The sequence below is a fragment of the Streptomyces sp. NPDC096324 genome, assembly GCF_044763015.1.
Classification (GTDB): domain Bacteria; phylum Actinomycetota; class Actinomycetes; order Streptomycetales; family Streptomycetaceae; genus Streptomyces.
On record NZ_JBIWFK010000016.1, the window covers coordinates 33,889 to 56,413 of the forward strand.

Annotated in this window: 18 protein-coding genes; 15 read left to right on the top strand and 3 right to left on the bottom strand. The window is 69.2% G+C overall.

Annotation, left to right across the window (positions count from 1 at the left end; translation table 11 throughout):
* Nucleotides 1–3: 3 nt before the first annotated feature.
* From ACIQ7M_RS33975 to nuoN, 13 genes are read left to right on the top strand one after another with little or no spacing between them, the layout of a single operon-like run.
* Nucleotides 4–558: an NADH-quinone oxidoreductase subunit B family protein gene (locus ACIQ7M_RS33975; protein ID WP_003998928.1), complete on the top strand. Its 555-nt coding sequence runs from the start codon at nt 4–6 to the stop codon at nt 556–558.
* Nucleotides 555–1,295: an NADH-quinone oxidoreductase subunit C gene (locus ACIQ7M_RS33980; RefSeq protein WP_355761868.1), complete on the top strand. Its 741-nt coding sequence runs from the start codon at nt 555–557 to the stop codon at nt 1,293–1,295. Before ACIQ7M_RS33975 ends, ACIQ7M_RS33980 begins: the two co-directional genes overlap by 4 nt.
* Nucleotides 1,292–2,632, top strand: a complete 1,341-nt coding sequence (locus ACIQ7M_RS33985; RefSeq protein WP_355761870.1) for an NADH-quinone oxidoreductase subunit D — start codon at nt 1,292–1,294, stop codon at nt 2,630–2,632. The genes ACIQ7M_RS33980 and ACIQ7M_RS33985 overlap by 4 nt, the downstream gene beginning before the upstream one ends.
* Nucleotides 2,629–3,471, top strand: a complete 843-nt coding sequence (nuoE, locus tag ACIQ7M_RS33990; protein ID WP_386978955.1) for an NADH-quinone oxidoreductase subunit NuoE — start codon at nt 2,629–2,631, stop codon at nt 3,469–3,471. Before ACIQ7M_RS33985 ends, nuoE begins: the two co-directional genes overlap by 4 nt.
* Nucleotides 3,468–4,820: an NADH-quinone oxidoreductase subunit NuoF gene (gene nuoF / locus ACIQ7M_RS33995; RefSeq protein WP_355761876.1), complete on the top strand. Its 1,353-nt coding sequence runs from the start codon at nt 3,468–3,470 to the stop codon at nt 4,818–4,820. Before nuoE ends, nuoF begins: the two co-directional genes overlap by 4 nt.
* Complete coding sequence (locus tag ACIQ7M_RS34000; RefSeq protein WP_403651452.1) at nt 4,817–7,321, top strand: NADH-quinone oxidoreductase subunit G; 2,505 nt, start codon at nt 4,817–4,819, stop codon at nt 7,319–7,321. The genes nuoF and ACIQ7M_RS34000 overlap by 4 nt, the downstream gene beginning before the upstream one ends.
* Complete coding sequence (gene nuoH, locus ACIQ7M_RS34005; protein WP_403651454.1) at nt 7,318–8,688, top strand: NADH-quinone oxidoreductase subunit NuoH; 1,371 nt, start codon at nt 7,318–7,320, stop codon at nt 8,686–8,688. Before ACIQ7M_RS34000 ends, nuoH begins: the two co-directional genes overlap by 4 nt.
* Nucleotides 8,681–9,310, top strand: coding sequence for an NADH-quinone oxidoreductase subunit NuoI (gene nuoI / locus ACIQ7M_RS34010; protein ID WP_103548329.1), 630 nt, complete (start codon nt 8,681–8,683; stop codon nt 9,308–9,310). The genes nuoH and nuoI overlap by 8 nt, the downstream gene beginning before the upstream one ends.
* Complete coding sequence (locus ACIQ7M_RS34015; RefSeq protein WP_355761885.1) at nt 9,307–10,125, top strand: NADH-quinone oxidoreductase subunit J; 819 nt, start codon at nt 9,307–9,309, stop codon at nt 10,123–10,125. Before nuoI ends, ACIQ7M_RS34015 begins: the two co-directional genes overlap by 4 nt.
* Nucleotides 10,122–10,421, top strand: a complete 300-nt coding sequence (gene nuoK, locus ACIQ7M_RS34020; RefSeq protein WP_355761887.1) for an NADH-quinone oxidoreductase subunit NuoK — start codon at nt 10,122–10,124, stop codon at nt 10,419–10,421. The genes ACIQ7M_RS34015 and nuoK overlap by 4 nt, the downstream gene beginning before the upstream one ends.
* A 14-nt stretch (nt 10,422–10,435) precedes the next feature.
* Complete coding sequence (gene nuoL / locus ACIQ7M_RS34025) at nt 10,436–12,349, top strand: NADH-quinone oxidoreductase subunit L (RefSeq protein WP_355761890.1); 1,914 nt, start codon at nt 10,436–10,438, stop codon at nt 12,347–12,349.
* A gap of 5 nt (nt 12,350–12,354) precedes the next feature.
* Nucleotides 12,355–13,926, top strand: a complete 1,572-nt coding sequence (locus ACIQ7M_RS34030; RefSeq protein ID WP_355761893.1) for an NADH-quinone oxidoreductase subunit M — start codon at nt 12,355–12,357, stop codon at nt 13,924–13,926.
* Complete coding sequence (nuoN, locus tag ACIQ7M_RS34035) at nt 13,923–15,581, top strand: NADH-quinone oxidoreductase subunit NuoN (protein ID WP_355761895.1); 1,659 nt, start codon at nt 13,923–13,925, stop codon at nt 15,579–15,581. The genes ACIQ7M_RS34030 and nuoN overlap by 4 nt, the downstream gene beginning before the upstream one ends.
* Nucleotides 15,582–15,640: 59 nt before the next feature.
* Here the strand turns inward: nuoN and ACIQ7M_RS34040 are convergent, their stop codons facing one another.
* A complete protein-coding gene (locus tag ACIQ7M_RS34040; protein WP_403651458.1) occupies nt 15,641–16,351 on the bottom strand; it encodes a hypothetical protein in 711 nt (236 codons plus the stop codon).
* Between the two features lie 290 nt (nt 16,352–16,641).
* Between ACIQ7M_RS34040 and recQ the strand changes: the two genes are divergently transcribed.
* Nucleotides 16,642–18,687 carry a DNA helicase RecQ gene (gene recQ, locus ACIQ7M_RS34045; protein ID WP_403651582.1) on the top strand — a complete coding sequence of 682 codons (2,046 nt, stop codon included), beginning with the start codon at nt 16,642–16,644 and terminating at the stop codon, nt 18,685–18,687.
* A 214-nt stretch (nt 18,688–18,901) separates the two neighbouring features.
* On the opposite strand, the gene fahA is transcribed toward recQ, so the two are convergent.
* Nucleotides 18,902–20,131 carry a fumarylacetoacetase gene (gene fahA, locus ACIQ7M_RS34050; protein ID WP_403651460.1) on the bottom strand — a complete coding sequence of 410 codons (1,230 nt, stop codon included), beginning with the start codon at nt 20,129–20,131 and terminating at the stop codon, nt 18,902–18,904.
* Between the two features lie 734 nt (nt 20,132–20,865).
* Between fahA and ACIQ7M_RS34055 the strand changes: the two genes are divergently transcribed.
* A complete protein-coding gene (locus tag ACIQ7M_RS34055; RefSeq protein WP_355761904.1) occupies nt 20,866–21,675 on the top strand; it encodes an HAD family hydrolase in 810 nt (269 codons plus the stop codon).
* Between the two features lie 77 nt (nt 21,676–21,752).
* Here the strand turns inward: ACIQ7M_RS34055 and ACIQ7M_RS34060 are convergent, their stop codons facing one another.
* Complete coding sequence (locus tag ACIQ7M_RS34060) at nt 21,753–22,523, bottom strand: LysM peptidoglycan-binding domain-containing protein (RefSeq protein ID WP_355761907.1); 771 nt, start codon at nt 22,521–22,523, stop codon at nt 21,753–21,755.
* Nucleotides 22,524–22,525: the final 2 nt, after the last annotated feature.

Genomic DNA, 22,525 nt, shown 5'->3' on the forward strand with positions numbered 1-22,525 from the left:
AGCATGGGACTCGAAGAAAAGCTGCCGAGCGGATTCCTGCTGACGACCGTCGAGCAGGCCGCGGGCTGGGTGCGCAAGGCGTCCGTCTTCCCCGCGACATTCGGACTCGCCTGCTGTGCCATCGAGATGATGACGACCGGCGCCGGGCGCTACGACCTGGCCCGCTTCGGTATGGAGGTGTTCCGCGGGTCGCCCCGCCAGGCGGACCTGATGATCGTGGCCGGCCGGGTGAGCCAGAAGATGGCGCCGGTGCTGCGGCAGGTCTACGACCAGATGCCCAACCCCAAGTGGGTCATCTCCATGGGGGTTTGTGCGTCATCGGGCGGAATGTTCAACAACTACGCCATTGTGCAGGGAGTTGACCACATCGTCCCGGTCGACATCTATTTGCCCGGATGTCCGCCGCGGCCCGAGATGCTGATGGACGCGATTCTCAAGCTCCACCAGAAGATCCAGACCTCGAAGCTCGGCGTGAACGCCGAGGAGGCGGCCCGCGAGGCGGAGGAAGCGGCGCTCAAGGCGCTTCCCACCATCGAGATGAAGGGCCTGCTGCGGTGAGCGACGCGAACGGCAACGGGGTCAACCCCGAGAAGGACCTGAGCGCCTCCAACCTTCCCGGCCAGCGAGGCGACCAGGGCGAGGAGATCCGCGTCCAGCGCGGCATGTTCGGCGCCGACAACGGCGGCGACACCTCCGGCTACGGCGGCCTGGTCCGCTCGATCCGGCTGCCAGGCGCGGCCGCCCGCCCTTACGGCGGCTGGTTCGACGAGGTGGCCGACGAACTGGAGGGGGCTCTCGAGGAACAGGGACTCGTCCCCGAGAACGTCATCGACAAGACGGTCGTCGACCGCGACGAGATCACCTTCCACGTCGAACGCGAGTACCTGCTCCCCGTCGCCCAGACCCTGCGCGACGACCCGGCCCTCCGGTTCGAACTGTGCACCGGCGTCTCCGGCGTCCACCACCCGCAGGACAAGGGCCGCGAGCTGCACGCCGTCTACCACCTGCGCTCGATCACCCACAACCGGCTGATCCGGCTGGAGGTCAGCGCCCCGGACGCGGACCCGCACGTCCCCTCGCTCGTCACCGTGTACCCGACGAACGACTGGCACGAGCGCGAGACGTACGACTTCTTCGGCCTGATCTTCGACGGCCACCCCGCGCTGACGCGGATCATGATGCCGGACGACTGGCAGGGCTTCCCGCAGCGCAAGGACTATCCCCTCGGCGGCATTCCCGTCGAGTACAAGGGCGCCCAGATCCCGGCTCCGGACCAGCGGAGGTCGTACTCATGAGCACGCAGACCCCTTCCGGGGCATCGGCCGCCTCGCCCCGCGAGACGACCGAGGGCACCGTATATACGGTCACCGGCGGCGACTGGGACGAGATCGCCCAGTCCGCGGCCAAGTCGGACGACGAGCGCATCATCGTCAACATGGGCCCGCAGCACCCGTCCACCCACGGCGTGCTCAGGCTCATCCTGGAGATCGACGGCGAGACCGTCACCGAGGCCCGCTGCGGCATCGGCTACCTCCACACCGGCATCGAGAAGAACCTCGAGTTCCGCACGTGGACCCAGGGCACCACGTTCGTGACGCGCATGGACTATCTGACGCCGTTCTTCAACGAGACGGCCTACTGTCTCGGCGTCGAGAAGCTCCTCGGGATCACCGACCAGATCCCCGACCGCGCCTCGATCATCCGGGTGCTCCTCATGGAGCTGAACCGACTCTCCTCCCATTTGGTGTGCATCGCCACCGGAGGCATGGAGCTCGGCGCCACCACGATCATGATCTACGGCTTCCGTGACCGTGAGCTCATCCTCGACATCTACGAGCTGATCACGGGCCTGCGGATGAACCACGCGTTCATCCGCCCCGGCGGACTCGCCCAGGACCTGCCCCCGGGCGCGGTGGACCAGATCCGCGAGTTCGTGAAGAAGATGACGAAGAACCTTCCCGAGTACGACAAGCTCGCCACCGGGAACCCCATCTTCAAGGCCCGCATGCAGGACGTCGGCTACCTCGACCTGGCCGGCTGCATGGCCCTCGGCGCCACCGGCCCGATCCTGCGCTCGGCGGGCCTGCCGCACGACCTGCGCAAGTCCCAGCCGTACTGCGGCTACGAGACCTACGACTTCGAGGTCCCGACCGCCGACACCTGCGACTCCTACGGGCGCTTCCTGATCCGCCTGGAGGAGATGCGCCAGTCGCTGCGGATCATCGAGCAGTGCCTGGACCGGCTCCAGCCCGGTCCGGTCATGGTCGCCGACAAGAAGATCGCCTGGCCCGCCCAGCTCGCGCTCGGCCCCGACGGTCTCGGCAACTCGCTCGACCACATCAAGAAGATCATGGGCACCTCCATGGAGGCCCTGATCCACCACTTCAAGCTGGTGACCGAGGGCTTCCGCGTGCCGCCGGGACAGGCGTACACGGCGATCGAGTCGCCCAAGGGCGAACTCGGGGTGCACGTCGTCTCCGACGGAGGCACCCGCCCCTACCGGGTCCACTTCCGGGACCCGTCCTTCACCAACCTGCAGGCCATGGCGGCGATGTGCGAAGGCGGCCAGGTCGCCGACGTCATCGTCGCCGTCGCGTCCATCGACCCCGTGATGGGAGGCGTCGACCGGTGACCACCACCCCCGAGGGCGTCAGCCTGGGCATGCCCCGACTGCCCGCGCCCGACTACCCGGCCGACGTCCGGGCCCGGCTGGAGGCGGACGCGCGCGAGATCATCGCCCGCTACCCCGACTCCCGCTCGGCGCTCCTTCCGTTGCTGCATCTCGTGCAGTCGCAGGAGGGCCACGTCACGCGCACGGGACAGCGATTCTGCGCGGAGGTACTGGGCCTGACGACGGCCGAGGTCGCCGCTGTCGCGACCTTCTACTCGATGTACCGGCGCAAGCCGAGCGGTGACTACCAGGTGGGTGTCTGCACCAACACCCTGTGCGCCGTCATGGGCGGCGACGCCATCTTCGAGGCCCTCCAGGACCACCTGGGCGTCGGCAACGGAGAGACCACCGGTGACGGCAAGGTCACCCTGGAGCACATCGAGTGCAACGCGGCCTGCGACTTCGCGCCGGTCGTGATGGTCAACTGGGAGTTCTTCGACAACCAGACCGTTGACTCCGCCAAGCGCCTCGTCGACGACCTGCGCGCGGGCGCCGACGTCGAGCCGACCCGCGGTGCCCGGCTGTGCACGTTCAAGGAGACCGCCCGGATCCTGGCGGGCTTCCCCGACGAGCGCGAGGGCGCGGTGGAGTCCGGCGGCAGCGCCGGCCACGCGTCCCTGGTGGGGCTGCGCCTGGCCAAGGGGGAGAGCGCCCCCGCGCGCGTGGTGCATCCGCGGGGCGGAGGAGCACCTCAGAACCAGCGGCCCGCCGAGCACCCGAGCTCGCACGACGCGCCGCAGGACACGTCGGCCTCCGACCCGTCCCACCCGGCGGGTCCCGTGGCAGAGGAGGGGGAGTGATGACCTTGGCAGCCGAGATCAACGAGACAAGTCCGGAAAAGCTGCTCGCACCCGTGCTGTCGGCCTTCTGGGACGAGGACAGGTCCTGGTCGCTGGACGTCTACCGAAGGCACGAGGGGTACGAGGGCCTGCGCAAGGCACTCGCCATGTCACCGGACGACCTGATCGCCTACGTCAAGGACTCCGGGCTGCGGGGCCGCGGCGGCGCCGGCTTCCCGACCGGAATGAAATGGCAGTTCATTCCCCAGGGAGACGGCAAACCTCACTATCTAGTTGTCAACGCCGACGAATCGGAGCCGGGAACCTGCAAGGACATCCCGCTCCTCTTCGCGAACCCGCACAGCCTCATCGAGGGCATTGTGATCGCGTGCTACGCCATCCGGTCTTCGCATGCCTTCATCTATCTCCGCGGTGAAGTCGTCCCCGTATTGCGGCGGTTGCACGAGGCCGTGCGTGAGGCCTACGCGGCGGGCTACCTCGGCGAGAACATCCTGGGCAGCGGACTCGACCTCCAGCTCACCGTGCACGCGGGCGCGGGCGCGTACATCTGCGGTGAGGAGACCGCGCTGCTCGACTCGCTCGAAGGCCGCCGTGGTCAACCGCGGCTCCGTCCCCCCTTCCCTGCTGTCGCGGGCCTTTATGCGTGTCCAACTGTTGTGAACAACGTCGAATCCATCGCGTCAGTTCCCGCAATTCTCCAAAAAGGCAAGGAATGGTTCAGGTCGATGGGCAGCGAGAAGTCTCCGGGCTTCACGCTCTACTCGCTCAGCGGCCATGTCGCCAGCCCCGGCCAGTTCGAGGCACCCCTCGGCATCACCCTGCGTCAACTCCTCGACATGAGCGGCGGGATGCGCCCCGGCCACCGGCTGAAGTTCTGGACGCCGGGCGGCTCCTCGACCCCGATGTTCACCGCCGAGCATCTCGACGTCCCTCTTGACTACGAAGGAGTGGGCGCCGCGGGTTCCATGCTCGGCACGAAAGCACTCCAGTGCTTCGACGAGACGACCTGCGTCGTCCGCGCCGTCACCCGCTGGACCGAGTTCTACGCCCACGAGTCCTGCGGCAAGTGCACGCCGTGCCGTGAAGGAACGTACTGGCTCGTTCAGTTGCTCCGCGACATCGAGGCCGGCAAGGGCGTCATGTCCGACCTCGACAAGCTCAACGACATCGCCGACAACATCAACGGCAAGTCGTTCTGCGCCCTCGGCGACGGTGCCGCCTCGCCGATCTTCTCCTCGCTCAAGTACTTCCGCGAGGAGTACGAGCAGCACATCACGGGCCGCGGCTGCCCCTTCGACCCCGCCAAGTCCACGGTCTGGGCGGACAAGCACACGGAGGTGAACGCATGACAGTGACCACCAGCGCTCCCTCCGGAGGCGGGGAAGCCGCGGTCCCGCCGGAGGACCTCGTCTCGCTGACGATCGACGGCGTGGAGATGAGCGTGCCCAAGGGCACCCTGGTCATCCGGGCCGCCGAACAGCTCGGCATCGAGATCCCCCGGTTCTGCGACCACCCGCTCCTCGACCCGGCCGGCGCCTGCCGCCAGTGCATCGTCGAGGTCGAGGGCCAGCGCAAGCCCATGGCGTCCTGCACGATCACCTGTACGGACGGGATGGTCGTCAAGACTCAACTCACCTCCCAGGTCGCCGAGAAGGCACAGCACGGTGTGATGGAGCTGCTGCTCATCAACCACCCGCTGGACTGCCCGGTCTGCGACAAGGGAGGCGAGTGCCCCCTGCAGAACCAGGCGATGTCGCACGGCAACGCCGAATCCCGGTTCGAGGGCAGGAAGCGGACGTACGAGAAGCCGGTCCCGATCTCCACCCAGGTGCTCCTGGACCGCGAGCGGTGCGTGCTGTGCGCCCGCTGCACCCGCTTCTCGAACCAGATCGCGGGCGACCCCATGATCGAACTGGTCGAGCGGGGCGCGCTCCAGCAGGTCGGTACCGGTGACGGCGACCCCTTCGAGTCGTACTTCTCCGGCAACACGATCCAGATCTGCCCGGTGGGCGCGCTCACGTCGGCGGCCTACCGCTTCCGCTCGCGCCCCTTCGACCTCATCTCCTCGCACTCCGTGTGCGAGCACTGCTCCGGCGGCTGCGCGACGCGCACCGACCACCGGCGCGGCAAGGTGATGCGACGTCTCGCGGCGCCGGACCCCGAGGTCAACGAGGAATGGGTCTGCGACAAGGGCCGGTTCGGATTCCGGTACGCGCAGCAGCGGGACCGCCTCGACACCCCCCTGGTGCGCAACGCCGGCGGTGTCCTCGAACCCGCGTCCTGGCCGGAGGCCCTGGAGGCCGCCGCCCAGGGGCTGACCGCCGCCCGCGGCCGGGCCGGTGTCCTCACCGGCGGCCGGCTCACCGTCGAGGACGCCTACGCGTACAGCAAGTTCGCGCGCGTGGCTCTCGACACGAACGACATCGACTTCCGCGCGCGCGTGCACAGCTCCGAGGAGGCCGACTTCCTGGCCGCCCGGGTCGCCGGACGCGGCCGGGACCTCGACGGCACCGGCATCACGTACACCTCTCTGGAGAAGGCGCCCGCCGTCCTGCTGGCGGGCTTCGAGTCGGAGGAGGAGGCGCCCGGCGTCTTCCTGCGGCTGCGCAAGGCATGGCGCGGGCACAGGCAGAAGACCTTCTCCCTCGCCACGCACGCCACCCGAGGTCTGGAGAAGGCGGGCGGCACGCTGCTGCCGGCCGCCCCCGGCACCGAGACCGAGTGGCTGGACGCGCTCGCGAGCGGCGTCGGCCTGGAGGGCGACGGCGCGAAGGCCGCCGAGGCCCTGCGCGCCGAGGGCGCCGTGATCGTCGTCGGTGAGCGGCTGGCCTCCGTGGCCGGAGGGCTGACCGCCGCCGTGCGGACCGCCACCGCCACCGGAGCCCGCCTGGTGTGGATCCCGCGCCGGGCCGGGGAACGCGGTGCGATCGAGGCCGGCGCGCTTCCGTCGCTGCTGCCGGGCGGACGCCCGGCCACCGATCCGCGCGCGCGGGACGAGGTCGCGGCCGTGTGGGGAGTCTCCGAACTCCCGCACCGCTACGGCCGTGACACCGGCCAGATCGTGGAGGCCGCCGTCGGCGGCGAGCTCCGCGCCCTGGTGGTGGCAGGTGTGGAGGTCGCCGACCTCCCCGACCCGGCACGCGCGCGTGAGGCCCTGTCCGAAGTCGGCTTCCTGGTGTCGCTCGAAATGCGACCCAGCGAGGTCACCGAGCACGCGGACGTCGTCCTGCCGGTCGCCGCGGTCGCGGAGAAGGCCGGAAGCTTCCTCAACTGGGAAGGCAGGGTCCGCTCCTTCGAAGCCGCTCTCAAGCCCGACCAGATGACCCGGCGCCTCGCGCCCGCCGACGCGCGCGTCCTGCAGATGCTGGCCGACGCCATGGACATCCACCTCGGACTGCCGGACCTGCGCACCACGCGCGGGGAGATCGACCGGCTCGGCGCCTGGGACGGACAGTCGGCCGGTGAACCCCGGGAGTCCGGGGTGCAGATGCCCCGTCCGGCCGCCGGGGAGGCCGTACTGGCCGGACACCGGCTGCTGCTCGACCAGGGGCGCCTCCAGGAGGGCGACACCGCGCTCGCCGGGACCCGGCACGCCGCACGCGCGCGCGTGTCGGCCGCGACCGCTGCCGAGGCCGGGGTCAAGGACGGCGACGTGATCGCCGTGACCGGTCTCGCCGGAGCGGTCGAACTCCCGCTGCAGATCACCGAGATGCCCGACCGTGTGATCTGGCTCCCGCTGAACTCGACCGGAGGGGGCGTCGCCTCCGACACCGGGGCGCTGCCCGGCGCACTCGTCCGCATCGGCCCGGCGACGATCGCCGCCGAGGCCCCTAAGGAGGTGGAGGCATGACGCCGTACCTCGCCGCTGAAGACCTCTCGATGTTCGGCCACGACCCCTGGTGGCTGGTCGTCGTCAAGGCGGTGTTCTGCTTCGCCTTCCTGATGGTGACCGTGCTCTTCTCCATCGTGTGGGAGCGCAAGGTCGTCGCCTGGATGCAGCTCCGCATCGGCCCCAACCGGCACGGGCCCTGGGGCATGCTCCAGTCGCTCGCCGACGGCGTGAAGCTGATGCTCAAGGAAGACCTGATCGTCAAGCGCGCGGACAAGGTCGTCTACGTCCTCGCGCCGATCATCGCGGCCATCCCGGCCTTCATGGCGATCGCGGTGATCCCCTTCGGGCCCGCGGACAACGAGGTCTCGATCTTCGGCCAGCGCACCACGATGCAGCTCACCGACCTGCCGATCGCGATGCTCTACATCCTCGCGGTGGCCTCGGTGGGCATCTACGGGATCGTGCTCGCCGGCTGGAGCTCCGGATCCACCTATCCGCTGCTCGGCGGTCTGCGCTCCTGCGCCCAGATGATCTCGTACGAGATCGCCATGGGTGCCGCGTTCGCCTCGGTGTTCCTCTACTCCGGGTCGATGTCGACCTCGACGATCGTCGAGCAGCAGCAGGACCGCTGGTACATCCTCCTGCTGCCGGTCTCGTTCCTGATCTACATCGTGACGATGATCGGCGAGACCAACCGGGCCCCGTTCGACATGCCGGAGTCCGAGGGCGACCTCGTCGGCGGCTTCAACACCGAGTACTCGTCGATCAAGTTCGCGCTGTTCATGCTCGCCGAGTACGTGAACATGGTGACGGTCTCGGCCGTGTCCACGACGCTCTTCCTGGGCGGCTGGCGGGCGCCCTGGCCGATCAGCAGCTTCTGGGAGGGCGCCAACCACGGCTGGTGGCCGATGCTCTGGTTCGTGGTGAAGGTGCAGCTCCTGCTGTTCTTCTTCATCTGGCTGCGCGGCACGCTCCCGCGCGTCCGCTACGACCAGCTCATGAAGCTCGGCTGGAAGGTGCTCATCCCGGTCTCCGTGGTCTGGCTGATGCTCGTCGCGACGGTCCGGACGCTGCGCAACGAGAACTACGACTTCGCGGACATCGCCCTGTACGTCGGCGGAGGCGTCCTCGTCCTCCTGCTGCTGTCGTTCGTGGCGGACATCTTCCGCGACAAGCAGGGCCAGGAGACGCCCGCCGAGCCCACCGCCTTCGACCCGATGGCCGGTGGATTCCCCGTGCCCCCGCTGCCCGGACAGGAGCTGCCGCCGGTTCCGCGGCGCCGTCCGCGCCGGGAGCGGGAGCTGATTGTCAGTGGCGGGTCCGATACTGCGAGTGATGGACCGGTTACCGGATCTCGTGACGGAAAGGAGGGGTCCGATGGCTGAGGAGCCCAAGGAGACCAAACCCGGTTTCCAGAACCCTGTCGCCGGTTTCGGCGTGACCTTCAAGGCCATGTTCAAGAAGCGGCTGACCGAGCAGTACCCGGAACAGCAGAAGACCACCGCACCGCGGTTCCACGGCCGGCACCAGCTCAACCGTCACCCGGACGGCCTGGAGAAGTGCGTCGGCTGCGAGCTCTGTGCCTGGGCCTGTCCCGCGGACGCCATCTATGTGGAGGGCGCGGACAACACCGAGGAGGAGCGCTACTCCCCGGGCGAGCGCTACGGCCGCGTCTACCAGATCAACTACGCCCGCTGCATCCTGTGCGGCCTGTGCATCGAGGCGTGCCCCACGCGCGCGCTGACGATGACGAACGAGTTCGAGCTCGCGGACAGCAGCCGCGCCAACCTCATCTACACCAAGGAGCAACTGCTCGCCGGACTCCAGGAAGGCATGGTCGACACGCCGCACTCGATCTTCCCGGGCACGGACGAGCAGGACTACTACCGAGGTCTGGTGACCGAGGCGGCGCCCGGCACCGAGCGCCAGGTGGCCGTCTCCAAGGGCGAGTTGCACCCCTCGGCGAGTCCGTCGGGCACGTCCGCCGGAGAGGGGGCGGAGGCATGACCGCCAACCTGGCCGCGTACTCCACCTCCACCGGGGAAGCCGTCCAGTTCTGGGTTCTCGGCACGGTCGCGGTGATCGGCGCCCTGTGCACCGTCTTCATGCGCAAGGCCGTGCACAGTGCGCTGTGCCTCGCCGGGACCATGATCGTCCTGGCGGTGTTCTACCTCGCCAACGGCGCCTACTTCCTGGGCATCGTCCAGGTCGTCGTCTACACCGGCGCGATCATGATGCTCTTCCTCTTCGTCGTCATGCTCGTCGGTGTCACCGCGGCGGACTCGTTGAAGGAGACCATCAAGGGCCAGCGCTGGCTGGCCCTGCTCTGCGGAGCCGGCTTCGGCATCCTGCTGTTCGCCGGCATCGGCAACGCGTCCGTCCAGGACTTCGACGGCCTGGCGAAGGCGAACGCGAACGGCAACGTGGAGGGCCTCGCCGCCCTCATCTTCACGAAGTACGTGTTCGCCTTCGAGATCACCGGCGCCCTGCTCATCACGGCCACGGTCGGCGCCATGGTGCTGACGCACCGCGAGCGCACCGAGCGTGCCAGGACCCAGCGCGAGCTGTCCGAGCAGCGGGTGCGCGAGGGCAAGCACATCCCGCCGCTGCCGGCGCCGGGTGTCTACGCCCGGCACAACGCCGTGGACATCGCGGGCCTGCTGCCCGACGGCACTCCGTCCGAGCTGACCGTCAGCAAGACGCTGCGCGACCGCGGGCAGATCCGTGACGTGTCGGCCGACGCGCTGAAGGACCTCAAGGCGCTGGAGCAGCGTGCCGAGGAGCGCTTGGAGCGCACGAAGCCGGAGGAGGCGTCCAAGTGAATCCGGTCAACTACCTCTATCTCGCCGCTCTGCTGTTCACGATCGGCGCCACCGGTGTCCTGATCAGACGGAACGCGATCGTGGTGTTCATGTGCGTCGAGCTCATGCTCAACGCCTGCAACCTCGCCTTCGTCGTCTTCTCCCGGATGCACGGCAATCTCGACGGCCAGATCTTCGCCTTCTTCACGATGGTCGTCGCCGCCGCGGAGGTCGTCGTCGGGCTCGCGATCATCGTGTCGTTGTTCCGTTCCCGCCACTCGGCCTCGGTCGACGACGCCAGCCTGATGAAGCTGTAAGGGGTCGCTGAATCGTGGAGAACCTGATTGCGCTGCTCATCGCGGCGCCTCTGCTCGGAGCGGCCGTACTGCTGTGCGGCGGACGTCGGCTGGACGCCGTCGGTCAGTGGATCGGCACCGCGCTCGCGGCCGCCTCCTTCGTGATCGCGGTCGTGCTCTTCGCCGACATGCTGGGGAAGAGTCCGGAGGACCGGACGTTCACCCAGCATCTGTACAGCTGGATCGCCGTCGGAGACTTCCGCGCGGACGTCGGCTTCCAGCTCGACCAGTTGTCGATGACGTTCGTCCTGCTGATCACCGGCGTCGGCTCGCTGATCCACCTGTACTCGATCGGGTACATGGAGCACGACGAGCGCCGCCGCCGTTTCTTCGGCTATCTGAACCTGTTCCTGGCGGCGATGCTGCTGCTCGTCCTCGCCGACAACTACCTTCTGCTGTACGTCGGCTGGGAGGGCGTCGGTCTCGCCTCGTACCTGCTGATCGGCTTCTGGCAGCACAAGCCCAGCGCGGCCACGGCCGCCAAGAAGGCCTTCCTGGTCAACCGCGTCGGCGACATGGGCCTGTCCATCGCCATCATGCTGATGTTCACGACCTTCGGGACCTTCGCCTTCGGGCCGCTGCTCGGCACCGAGGGGCACCCGGGCATCGCCGGGGACGCCACCGAGGGCAAGCTCACGGCCGTCGGACTGATGCTGCTGCTCGCGGCCTGCGGAAAGTCTGCCCAGGTGCCGTTGCAGTCCTGGCTGGGGGACGCGATGGAGGGCCCGACCCCGGTCTCGGCCCTCATCCACGCCGCCACCATGGTGACCGCGGGCGTGTATCTGATCGTGCGCTCGGCCGCCGTTTTCAACGCGGCACCCGACGCCCAGCTCGTCGTCACCGTCGTGGGCGGCGTCACGCTCCTGTTCGGTGCGATCGTCGGTTGCGCGAAGGACGACATCAAGAAGGCGCTCGCCGGCTCGACCATGTCGCAGATCGGCTACATGGTGCTGGCGGCCGGCCTCGGCCCCATCGGCTACGTCTTCGCGATCATGCACCTGGTGACGCACGGCTTCTTCAAGGCCGGGCTCTTCCTCGGCGCCGGTTCGGTCATGCACGGCATGAACGACGAGGTCGACATGAGGAAGTTCGGCGGCCTCAGGAAGTACATGCCGGTCACCTTCGTGACCTTCGGCCTCGGCTATCTCGCGATCATCGGCTTCCCGGGCCTGTCCGGCTTCTTCTCCAAGGACAAGATCATCGAGGCGGCCTTCGCCAAGGGCGGCACCGAGGGCTGGATCCTCGGCGGTGTGGCCCTGCTGGGCGCGGCCATCACCGCGTACTACATGACGCGCGTGATGATCATGACCTTCTTCGGGGAGAAGCGCTGGCAGCCCGACGCGGAGGGCCATGAGCCCCACCCGCACGAGTCGCCCAGGTCCATGACGATCCCGATGATCGTGCTGGCCTTCGGCTCGGTGTTCGCGGGTGGCTTCTTCAGCATCGGCGACCGCTTCGTGCACTGGCTGGAGCCGGTCACCGGGCACGCGGAGGGCGACTCGCCCGTCAGCGCCCTCACCGTCACCCTGGCCACCATGGTGCTGCTCGTCGTCGGCGCCGGCATCGCCTACCTCCAGTACGGACGCAGCTCCGTCCCGGTCGTCGCCCCGCGCGGCTCCCTGCTCACCCGCGCCGCCCGGCGCGACCTGTACCAGGACGACTTCAACCACGTCGTGCTGGTACGCGGCGGTGAGCACCTCACCCGCTCCCTGGTGTACGTCGACCACACGCTGGTCGACGGAGTCGTCAACGGGACGGCGGCCTCCGTGGGCGGCCTCTCCGGACGGCTGCGCAAGCTGCAGAACGGCTACGCGCGCAGTTACGCGGTCTCGATGTTCGGCGGTGCGGCGATCCTCGTCGCCGCGACCCTGCTGATGAGGGCGGTCTGATACCGATGTCCTTTCCTCTTCTGACAGCGACGGCGGCGCTCCCGGCCCTCGGGGCGATCGCCACGGCCGCCGTGCCGGCCGCCCGCCGCGTCGCCGCGAAATGGCTGGCGCTGCTCGTCTCCCTCGGCACGCTGGCGCTCGCCGCGGTCACCCTGGTGCGTTTCGACCCCGGCGGCGACCGCTACCAACTCACCGAATCCCACTCCTGGATCCCGGACTTCGGGGTCAGCTACCAACTGGGCGTGGACGGCATCGGGGTGGCGCTCGTCGCGCTCACCGCGCTGTTGATGCCGTTCGTGATCCTGGCGGGCTGGCACGACGCCGACCCGATGGAGACCGGAAGCAGGCGCTGGCGGCCGACCCAGGGCTTCTTCGCCCTGATCCTGGCCGTCGAGGCGATGGTGATCATCTCCTTCGAGGCCACCGACGTCTTCCTCTTCTACATCTTCTTCGAAGCCATGCTGATCCCGATGTACTTCCTCATCGGCGGCTTCGGGGACCGGGCCCACGAGCACGGCGACGAGGCGGCGGCGACGCAGCGCTCGTACGCCGCGGTGAAGTTCCTCCTCTACAACCTGGTCGGCGGTCTGATCATGCTGGCCGCCGTGATCGGCCTGTACGTGGTCGCCGGAAGCTTCTCGCTCCAGGAGATCGTCCACGCGCGGGCCGACGGCTCCCTGCACATGGCGACCAGCACCGAGCGGTGGCTCTTCCTCGGCTTCTTCTTCGCCTTCGCGGTGAAGGCGCCCCTGTGGCCGCTGCACACCTGGCTGCCCAACGCCATGGGCGAGGCCACCGCCCCGGTCGCCGTGCTGATCACCGCGGTCGTCGACAAGGTCGGCACCTTCGCGATGCTCCGCTTCTGTCTCCAGCTCTTCCCCGAGGCGAGCAAGTGGGCGACGCCCGCGATCCTCGTACTGGCGCTGATCAGCATCGTCTACGGGGCGCTGCTCGCGGTCGGGCAGCGGGACATCAAGCGGCTGGTCGCCTACGCCTCGATCTCCCACTTCGGGTTCATCATCCTGGGCATCTTCGCGATGACCAGCCAGGGTCAGTCGGGCGCGACGCTCTACATGGTCAACCACGGGATCTCGACCGCCGCCCTGATGCTGGTGGCCGGCTTCCTGATCTCGCGGCGCGGCTCGCGTCTCATCGCCGACTACGGAGGGGTGCAGAAAGTCGCCCCGGTGCTCGCGGGCACCTTCCTGATCGGCGGTCTCGCGACGCTGTCCCTCCCGGGTCTCGCGCCCTTCGTGAGTGAATTCCTGGTCCTGGTCGGCACGTTCACGCGTTATCCGGTGGTCGGCATCATCGCCACCTTCGGCATCGTCCTCGCCGCGCTCTACACCCTCGTCCTCTACCAGCGGACGATGACGGGCCCGGTGAAGGCCGAGGTGGCCCAGATGCCGGACCTCAGGGTGCGCGAGCTCCTGGTCGTCGCCCCGCTGATCGCTCTGCTGATCTTCCTGGGCGTCTACCCGAAGCCGCTCACCGACATCGTCAACCCGGCGGTCAAGCAGACCATGTCAGACGTACACAAGACGGACCCCAAGCCCGAGGTGGAGGCGGCCCAGTGAGCGCATCAGCCGTCCACAGCCTGTGGACAACCGCGGCGACCGCGGCCGAGCCGATCTCCAAGATCGATGCACCGAAGATCGAATATGGGCAATTGTCGCCCACGTTGATCGTCCTCGGCGCGGCGGTCATCGGGGTTCTGGTCGAGGCCTTCGTGCCGCGCAAGTCCCGTTACTACGCACAGGTGTTCGTCGCCGTCGTGGCGCTGGCCGCGGCCTTCTCCGCGGTCGTCGCGCTCGCGGCGGGCGGATACGGCACCACCAAGGCGCACATCGCGGCGATGGGCGCGGTCGCGGTCGACGGACCGGCCCTGTTCCTCCAGGGCACGATCCTGCTCGCCGGAATCCTCGGCGTCTTCACCTTCGCCGAGCGGCGCCTCGACCCCGAGGCGCACGGGAACCGGGTCGACGCGTTCGCCGCGCAGGCCTCGTCGGTGCCCGGCAGCGACAGCGAGAAGGCCGCCGTGAAGGCCGGGTTCACCACCACCGAGGTGTTCCCGCTGCTGCTCTTCGCGATCAGCGGCATGCTCGTCTTCCCCTCGGCCAACGACCTGCTGACGCTGTTCATCGCTCTGGAGGTCTTCTCCCTGCCGCTCTACCTCCTGTGCGCCGTGGCGCGCCGCAAGCGGCTCATGTCGCAGGAGGCGGCGGTCAAGTACTTCCTGCTCGGCGCCTTCGCCTCCGCGTTCACGCTGTTCGGCATCGCCCTGCTGTACGGCTACGCGGGATCGGTGTCGTACGCGACGATCGCGCACGTCGTCGACGGAACGGTCGCGAACGTCGACCCGGCGCTCGCCGGCACCATGGGCAACGACGTGCTGCTGCTCATCGGCACCGCCCTGGTGGTCATGGGCCTGCTCTTCAAGGTCGGCGCGGTGCCGTTCCACATGTGGACGCCCGACGTGTATCAGGGTGCGCCGACCCCGGTCACCGGCTTCATGGCGGCCGCGACGAAGGTGGCGGCGTTCGGCGCGCTGCTGCGCCTGCTCTACGTCGTCCTGCCCGGCCTGCGCTGGGACTGGCGGCCGGTCATGTGGGCCGTGGCGATCGTCACGATGCTGGGCGGCGCGATCGTCGCGATCACCCAGACCGACATCAAGCGGCTCCTGGCGTACTCGTCGATCGCGCACGCGGGATTCATCCTCGCGGGTGTCATCGCGACCTCTCCGGACGGCGTCTCGTCGGTCCTCTTCTACCTGGGCGCGTACTCCTTCGTGACGATCGGCGCCTTCGCCGTCGTCACGCTCGTACGTGACGCGGGAGGAGAGGCCACGCACCTGTCCAAGTGGGCCGGACTCGGACGCAGGTCCCCGTTGGTGGCCGCGGTGTTCGCGATCTTCCTGCTGGCCTTCGCGGGCATCCCGCTCACGTCGGGATTCGCCGGAAAGTTCGCCGTGTTCAAGGCGGCGGCCGAGGGCGGCGCGGGCGCGCTGGTCGTGGTCGGTGTGATCTCGTCGGCGATCGCGGCGTTCTTCTACATCCGCGTGATCGTGCTCATGTTCTTCAGCGAGCCGAAGCCCGAGGGGCCGACGGTGGCCGTGCCGTCGCCGCTGACCATGACGGCGATCGCCGCGGGTGTGGCGGTCACGCTGGTGCTCGGTGTGGCGCCGCAGTACTTCCTGAACCTGGCCAGCCAGGCCGGGGTCTTCGTGCGCTGAGCGGTTCCTCGCGCGGCTCGGGCCCCGCTCCCTTCGAGGGAGCGGGGCCCGAGCCGTTCTCAGTGGGCGGAGTGGGCCACGCCCGCGGAACCGGTGTGCGCCATGCCGGACGAGCCGTGGTGGGCGGTGGGCGTCTTGCCGCTGTGGGCCGAGTCCGCCTTGCCCGTGTGACCCGAGTCCGTCATACCGGTGTGGGCCGTGTCCGTCTTGCCGGTGTGGGCCGGGGCGGCCGGGCACTTCACCCGGGGGTTCCAGCGGTCGAACAGCCCGCTCGGATTCTGCTTCCACAGCCAGACATGCAGGTCGTAGTGGATCGGCATACCGGGGTAGTGACCCGGCATCGGACCGTCGAACTTCTGCCCGCCGAACATCGACGGCCGGTCCTTGCTCGTCTTCATGTTCTGGTCGGAGTCCAGCACGATCCACTCGACCCCGGCGAGCCTGCGCCTTCCGTCCTTGCCGTCCTCGAACAGCAGGGCCGCGGGCTTCGCCGGATCGAGTGAGCCGTATCGGGACTCGTTGAAGTAGTGGTAGCCCATGCTGCCGTGCCCCGCGGGATCCGAGGAGCACTGGTGGGGCACGTACCCGTCGGCGAGAGCGACCTTCTCGTCGAGGTACTTGATGCTGGCGAGGTATGCCTTGACCAGATCGCGATAGGCCTTCGGATCGACCGGGCGGTCGGCGGCCGGGGCGGGGCCGGCGGACAGGGCGAGCGACGCGGTGGCGGCTGTCACGAGGGTGATGACGGTCCTGAGGGGACGCTGGGGCATGTGAAGGCTCCTAGAGACACGAGAGAGGCGTACGGACTGCACGGGTCCGTCGACTGCGGGCCCCCTCCTCCCGCCCGAAGAGCATGGCCCTCGGCCCCGGAGCGCCGCCATGCAAGCGGGGCCAACGGGTTGAACCCCACCGGGGCGCGCCGTGCAGCGGAGTGAGACGGGGCGGGCGCCGATACGTAGGGAAGCCGGTCCCTCGCAGCCTGTGGACAACTCTCGGACTGTCGGCGCGGACCCCTATCGTGGACGCAGTGGTCGAGGCGCGACGTACGGGGGACGGAACGATGGGTGGGACGGGTGTGATGACCGAAGCGGACGCGACGGAGACGCTGGGCGGGAGCGAGGCGCTGGCCGCCCTCCACCGGGTCTTCGGGTACGACGCCTTCCGCGGCGAGCAGGAAGCGATCATCGAGCACGTGGTGGCGGGCGGTGACGCCGTCGTCCTGATGCCGACCGGTGGCGGCAAGTCCCTCTGCTACCAAATCCCTTCCCTGGTCAGACCGGGTACGGGCGTTGTGGTCTCCCCGCTCATCGCGCTCATGCAGGACCAGGTGGACGCGCTGCGGGCGCTGGGCGTGCGCGCCGGGTTCATGAACTCCACCCAGGACTTCGACGAGCGGCGCGTGGTCGAGGCGGAGTTCCTGTCCGGCGAGCTCGACCTTCTCTATCTGGCTCCCGAGCGACTGCGCCTCGACAGCACGCTGGATCTGCTGTCCCGCGGGAAGATCTCCGTCTTCGCGATCGACGAGGCGCACTGTGTGGCCCAGTGGGGCCACGACTTCCGTCCCGACTATCTGGCGCTCTCGCTGCTCGGCGAACGCTGGCCGGACGTCCCGCGCATCGCGCTGACGGCCACCGCCACCCATGCGACGCACAAGGAGATCACCCAGCGGCTGGGCATGTCCGCGGCCCGCCACTTCGAGGCGAGCTTCGACCGTCCCAACATCCAGTACCGGATCGTTCCGAAGGCCGACCCGAAGAAGCAGCTGCTGTCCTTCCTGCGCGAGGAGCACGCGGGCGACGCGGGCATCGTGTACTGCCTCTCGCGCAACTCCGTGGAGAAGACCGCCGAGTTCCTCTCCCGCAACGGCATCGAGGCGGTGCCCTACCACGCGGGCCTGGACTCGGGCACCCGGGCCGCGCACCAGTCCCGCTTCCTGCGGGAGGAGGGCCTCGTGGTCGTCGCCACGATCGCCTTCGGCATGGGCATCGACAAGCCGGACGTCCGGTTCGTCGCCCACCTCGACCTGCCGAAGTCCGTCGAGGGCTACTACCAGGAGACGGGCCGCGCCGGCCGTGACGGACTGCCCTCCACGGCCTGGATGGCCTACGGCCTTCAGGACGTCGTCCAGCAGCGCAAGATGATCCAGGGCTCGGAGGGCGACGAGGCGTTCAGACGCCGGGCCACGGCCCATCTGGACGCGATGCTCGCCCTGTGCGAGACGGCCCGGTGCCGGCGCTCCCAGCTCCTCGCCTACTTCGGCCAGGACCCCGACACCCCGGCCTGCGGAAACTGCGACACCTGTCTGACACCCCCGGAGACCTGGGACGGCACGGTCGCGGCGCAGAAGCTGCTGTCCACGGTGGTACGCCTCCAGCGCGAGCGGGGACAGAAGTTCGGCGCCGGTCAGATCGTCGACATCCTGCTGGGGCGGAAGACCGCCAAGGTGATCCAGTTCGACCATGACCAACTGTCCGTCTTCGGCATCGGCGAGGAACTGGCGGAGTCCGAATGGCGCGGAGTCGTACGGCAGTTGCTGTCCCAGGGGCTGATCGCGGTCGAGGGCGAGTACGGCACGCTGGTGCTGACCGAGGCGAGCGGGACCGTGCTGCGGCGCGAACGGGACGTGCCGCTGCGCAAGGAAGCGCCGAAGCCGGCCACGTCCCGGTCGTCGGCACCCAAGGGGGAGCGCAAGGCCAAGGCGGCGGCGGTCGAACTGCCCGCCGAGCTGGTGCCCGCGTTCGAGGCGCTGCGTGCGTGGCGCGGCGAGCAGGCACGTGAACAGGGCGTCCCGGCGTACGTCATCTTCCACGACGCCACGCTGCGGGAGATCGCCACGGTGTGGCCCACCTCCGTGAAGGACCTGGGCGGCATCAGCGGGGTGGGCGAGAAGAAGCTGGCGACGTACGGCGAGGGCGTCATCGGGGTCCTCGCCTCGTTGGCCGACGGCGCGCCCGCGACCCCCGGGGCCGGCGCCGAGCCCGCGACCCCTGGGACCGGCGGCAGACCCGAGGCCGCACCGGTTGCGAAGGCCCCGGCGGCCCCGACGGGACCGGACCCGGACTGGCCGGAGCTGGACCAGGAGCCGGAGCCCGAGGACTGGATGTAGCGGGCCCGACACCGGACGACCGGGTCCGACGTCGGACGACCGGGGGCGAGGCGAGACGCCCCGCCGGGCCCCGCCGACTCCGTCCGGCTTCGCCGACCCCGTCAGGCCCCCGCCGACCTCGCCGGGCCCCCGTGCCGGGCTTCGCCGGACACGGTGGCCAGGATCCTGGCCACCGTGACACGGACCTCGTTCCCGGTGGAGGCCCCTCTCACCTCTACGGAGAGACGGCCGGTGTGATGCGGCCCCGGACCTCGCCGAGGCCGATCCGGGTTCCGCCCGGCCCCGGTGCCCAGGCCGTCAGCGTGACCTCGTCGCCGTCCTCGAGGAACGTCCGCTTGCCGTCGGGGAGTTCGAGGGTGTCGCGACCGTTCCAGGTGAGTTCGAGCAGCGAGCCGCGCTCGCCCTCGGTGGGGCCGCTGACGGTTCCGGAGCCGTAGAGGTCACCGGTGCGCAGGGAGGCGCCGTTGACCGTCATGTGGGTCAGTTGCTGGGCGGCCGTCCAGTACATGGTGGAGAAGGGGGGTTCGGAGACGACGTGGCCGTTGATGGCCACGGAGATCCGGAGGTCGTAGCCGCCCGGTTCCTCGGAGGCGTCGTCGAGATAGGGCAGGAGGGGGTGCGTGCGGACGGGCGGGGCCACCAGGGCGTCGTCGAGGGCGTCCAGCGGGGTGATCCATGCCGACACGGACGTGGCGAAGGATTTGCCGAGGAAGGGGCCGAGCGGGACGTACTCCCAGGCCTGGATGTCACGCGCCGACCAGTCGTTGAGCAGGCAGAGGCCGAAGACGTGGTCGCGGTAGTCGCCCAGGGGCACCGGCCGGCCCTGTTCCGAGGGGGTGCCGACCACGAAGCCGACCTCCGCCTCGATGTCCAGGCGGATCGAAGGGCCGAAGACCGGGGCGGCGTCCGCGGGCGCCTTGCGCTGGCCTGACGGGCGGACGACATCCGTGCCGGACACCACGACCGTGCCCGAGCGGCCGTGATAGCCGATCGGCAGGTGCTTCCAGTTCGGCGTGAGGGAGTCGGCGGCGTCGGGGCGGAAGATCTGGCCGACGTTCCGGGCGTGGTTCTCGGAGGCGTAGAAGTCCACGTAGTCCGCGACGGTGAACGGGAGGTGCAGCGTCACGTCGGAGAGGGGGTGGAAATGGGGAGCGAGGGTTTCCCGGTGGGCCGGGACGGTCACCCAGGCCGTCAGCGCGCGCCGGACATCGGACCAGGCGGTGGGGCCCGCGGCGAGCAGCGGGTCGAGGGTCGGCTGTGCGAGCAGCCCGGCGTAGGGGGAGCCGAGTGAGCGGGCCGCCGCACCCGCGTCGAGCACGTGGTCGCCGAGCCGTACGCCGACGCGCCGTTCGGGGTCGCCGGCCTGGTCGGTCAGGGAGAACACGCCGTACGGCAGGTTGTGCGGACCGAAGGGATCGCCCTCGGGGACATCGAAGGGGGGCATCGGTAGGTGCCTCGCTTTCGGATTCGTACTCGCCATGTGAGCCATGCGTTCCACGCGTTTGATGTGGTCGGAGCACACGTTACGGGGGAGTGTCCCCGCTGTGGCAGGGCCTAAAGAGTGCGCAATGTCTGAATTGGCCCGGTGTGGAACCGGCGGTTGGCGAGCTGCGGGACACGGAAGCGGGGTACCGGGTGCCGCATCACCCGACCTCGGACCGCGGCTGTTGCGCTCCCGTCGCTCTCGCGTCGCGCTCCTTGGCCCGTTCGTTCCCCGTTCGTGCTCGCTCTCGTCCCCCGCACCCCTGACCCGCACCTCTGACCCGCACCTCTGCCCCGCACCCCTGCCCGTGACCGTCCGCTGCCCCGAGATCCGGCCCGATGCTCCGCGCCCCTGCCGCGGTTGTCCGCGACTCCGCGCGGCTGCTGCGCGCAGCACCGGAGTGCGTTTCGCACGGGAGGGAGTTCGCCATGTCTCGCACCAACGGAGGTGACACGTAACGGACTTGGTGATGCGCTCCCTCGGGTCGGGCCGAGTTGGCCTTGGTGCAGGGGGTGTTGGGGAGTTGTGAGTGGTCCTGTGCGGGAAAGTGGGTGTGGACGGAAGCGGAGCCTGGGTGATCCAAAGCGGTCGCAACGCGCTTACCACCGTACGGTGAACGGCGTTGCTGACGGGATACCGGACGTCGTCCGGTTCAGGCCGGGCCGATGAGTCGTTCGATCCGTATTCTTCGGATCATGGCCGCTCCGACTGCATATTCACTCATCGCCACTGACCTGGACGGAACGCTGCTGCGCGGCGACGACACACTCTCCGACCGGTCACGGGCCGCGTTGGCGAAGGTGACCCAGGCAGGTGCCCGGCATCTCGTGGTCACGGGCCGACCAGCACCGCGCGTGCGACCGCTTCTCGACGAACTCGGCGGCGAGGGGCTGGCGGTGTGCGGTCAGGGGGCGCAGCTCTACGACGCGGGCGCGGACCGCATGCTGTGGTCGGTGACCCTGGACAGGGAGTTGGCGGAGACGGCGCTCGGGAAGATCGAGGCGGAGGTCGGGCTGCTGTACGCGGCGGTCGACCAGGACGGCGTGGACGGGCTGACGCTCATCGAGCCGGGGTACGTCATGCCGCATCCGACGCTGCCGGCGGTGCGGGTGCCGCGTCGGGACGACCTCTGGGCTGAGCCGATCAGCAAGGTGTTGCTCCGTCACCCGTCTTTGTCCGACGACGAGTTGGCGTCGGCGGCGCGGGGAGTGGTCGGTTCGCTGGCGACGGTCACCATGTCCGGGCCCGGCACCGTCGAACTCCAGCCATGCGGGGTGACCAAGGCGACGGGCCTCGCGCTGGCCGCTGCGCATCTCGGGCTCACGCCGGGCGCGACGCTCGCCTTCGGCGACATGCCCAATGACATCCCGATGTTCGACTGGGCGGCCCGGGGTGTGGCGATGGCCAACGCCCACCCGGAACTGAAGGCGGTGGCCGACGAGGTCACCTTGTCGAACGAGGACGACGGGATCGCGGTCGTCCTGGAGCGCCTCTTCGGCTTCTAGCGACACCGACGCACCCGCCGACGGGCCGGAAGGCGCCGTCGGCGGGTGCGGGTGAAGCGGGTGGGGCGGGGGTGGGATCAGTAGGCGCCGTTGACGTTGTCGATGGAGCCGTACTTGTCGGCCGCGTAGTTGCAGGCCGCGGTGATGTTGGCGACCGGGTCGTAGATGTTCGACGACGTGCCGGCGACGTGGTACGCCTGGAACGTGGGGTCGATCACCTGGAGCAGGCCCTTGGAGGGGATGCCCGCGGCGGCGTTGGAGTCCCAGTTGTTGATGGCGTTGGGGTTGCCGGAGGACTCGCGAATGACGTTGCGGTGGATGCCGTCGTAGCTGCCCGGGATGCCGGCCTTGGCCATGACGTCCAGGGATTCCTTGATCCAGCCGTCGAGGTCGTTGGTGTACGTCTTGGCGGCGGCCTGGGTGACGGTGGTCGCCTTGGACTTGGCGACGGCGGCGGTCGCGTTCGCCGTGGTGCGGACAGTCGTCGACTTCAGCGTCTTCGTGCCGACGGTCAGCTTCAGGCCCGGACGGATGACCGAGGGGTTGTCGCCGATGACCGCGCGGTTCGCCGCGTACAGCTTCTTCCAGCCACCGCTCTTGGGGTACTTCTTCGCCACCTTGGACAGGGTGTCGCCGGCGACCACCTTGTAGGTGATGAGCTGCACGTTGGGGACCACCGCGGTGTGGGCGGTCTTGGCCGCCTGGGGGGCCTGCGCCGGGGTGGCGGCGCTGGCGCCGGTCGCGCTCACGAGGGGGAGGGCGAGGGCGATGCCACCCGTTCCGGCGGCGATCATGCCCCGGGTGATGACGTTGGTCTTCATGCGGCGGTGCTTGGCTCGTACGGGCATGA

Excerpts from the sequence above, each read along its gene's own strand:
- ACIQ7M_RS33975 (WP_003998928.1), top strand. The coding sequence starts at position 4 with ATGGGACTCGAAGAAAAGCTGCCGAGCGGATTCCTGCTGACGACCGTC.
- ACIQ7M_RS33985 (WP_355761870.1), top strand. The coding sequence starts at position 1,292 with ATGAGCACGCAGACCCCTTCCGGGGCATCGGCCGCCTCGCCCCGCGAG.
- ACIQ7M_RS34000 (WP_403651452.1), top strand. The coding sequence starts at position 4,817 with ATGACAGTGACCACCAGCGCTCCCTCCGGAGGCGGGGAAGCCGCGGTC.
- nuoH (WP_403651454.1), top strand. The coding sequence starts at position 7,318 with ATGACGCCGTACCTCGCCGCTGAAGACCTCTCGATGTTCGGCCACGAC.
- nuoI (WP_103548329.1), top strand. The coding sequence starts at position 8,681 with ATGGCTGAGGAGCCCAAGGAGACCAAACCCGGTTTCCAGAACCCTGTC.
- ACIQ7M_RS34015 (WP_355761885.1), top strand. The coding sequence starts at position 9,307 with ATGACCGCCAACCTGGCCGCGTACTCCACCTCCACCGGGGAAGCCGTC.
- ACIQ7M_RS34030 (WP_355761893.1), top strand. The coding sequence starts at position 12,355 with ATGTCCTTTCCTCTTCTGACAGCGACGGCGGCGCTCCCGGCCCTCGGG.
- ACIQ7M_RS34040 (WP_403651458.1), bottom strand. The coding sequence starts at position 16,351 with ATGCCCCAGCGTCCCCTCAGGACCGTCATCACCCTCGTGACAGCCGCC.
- recQ (WP_403651582.1), top strand. The coding sequence starts at position 16,642 with ATGGGTGGGACGGGTGTGATGACCGAAGCGGACGCGACGGAGACGCTG.
- fahA (WP_403651460.1), bottom strand. The coding sequence starts at position 20,131 with ATGCCCCCCTTCGATGTCCCCGAGGGCGATCCCTTCGGTCCGCACAAC.
- ACIQ7M_RS34055 (WP_355761904.1), top strand. The coding sequence starts at position 20,866 with ATGGCCGCTCCGACTGCATATTCACTCATCGCCACTGACCTGGACGGA.
- ACIQ7M_RS34060 (WP_355761907.1), bottom strand. The coding sequence starts at position 22,523 with ATGCCCGTACGAGCCAAGCACCGCCGCATGAAGACCAACGTCATCACC.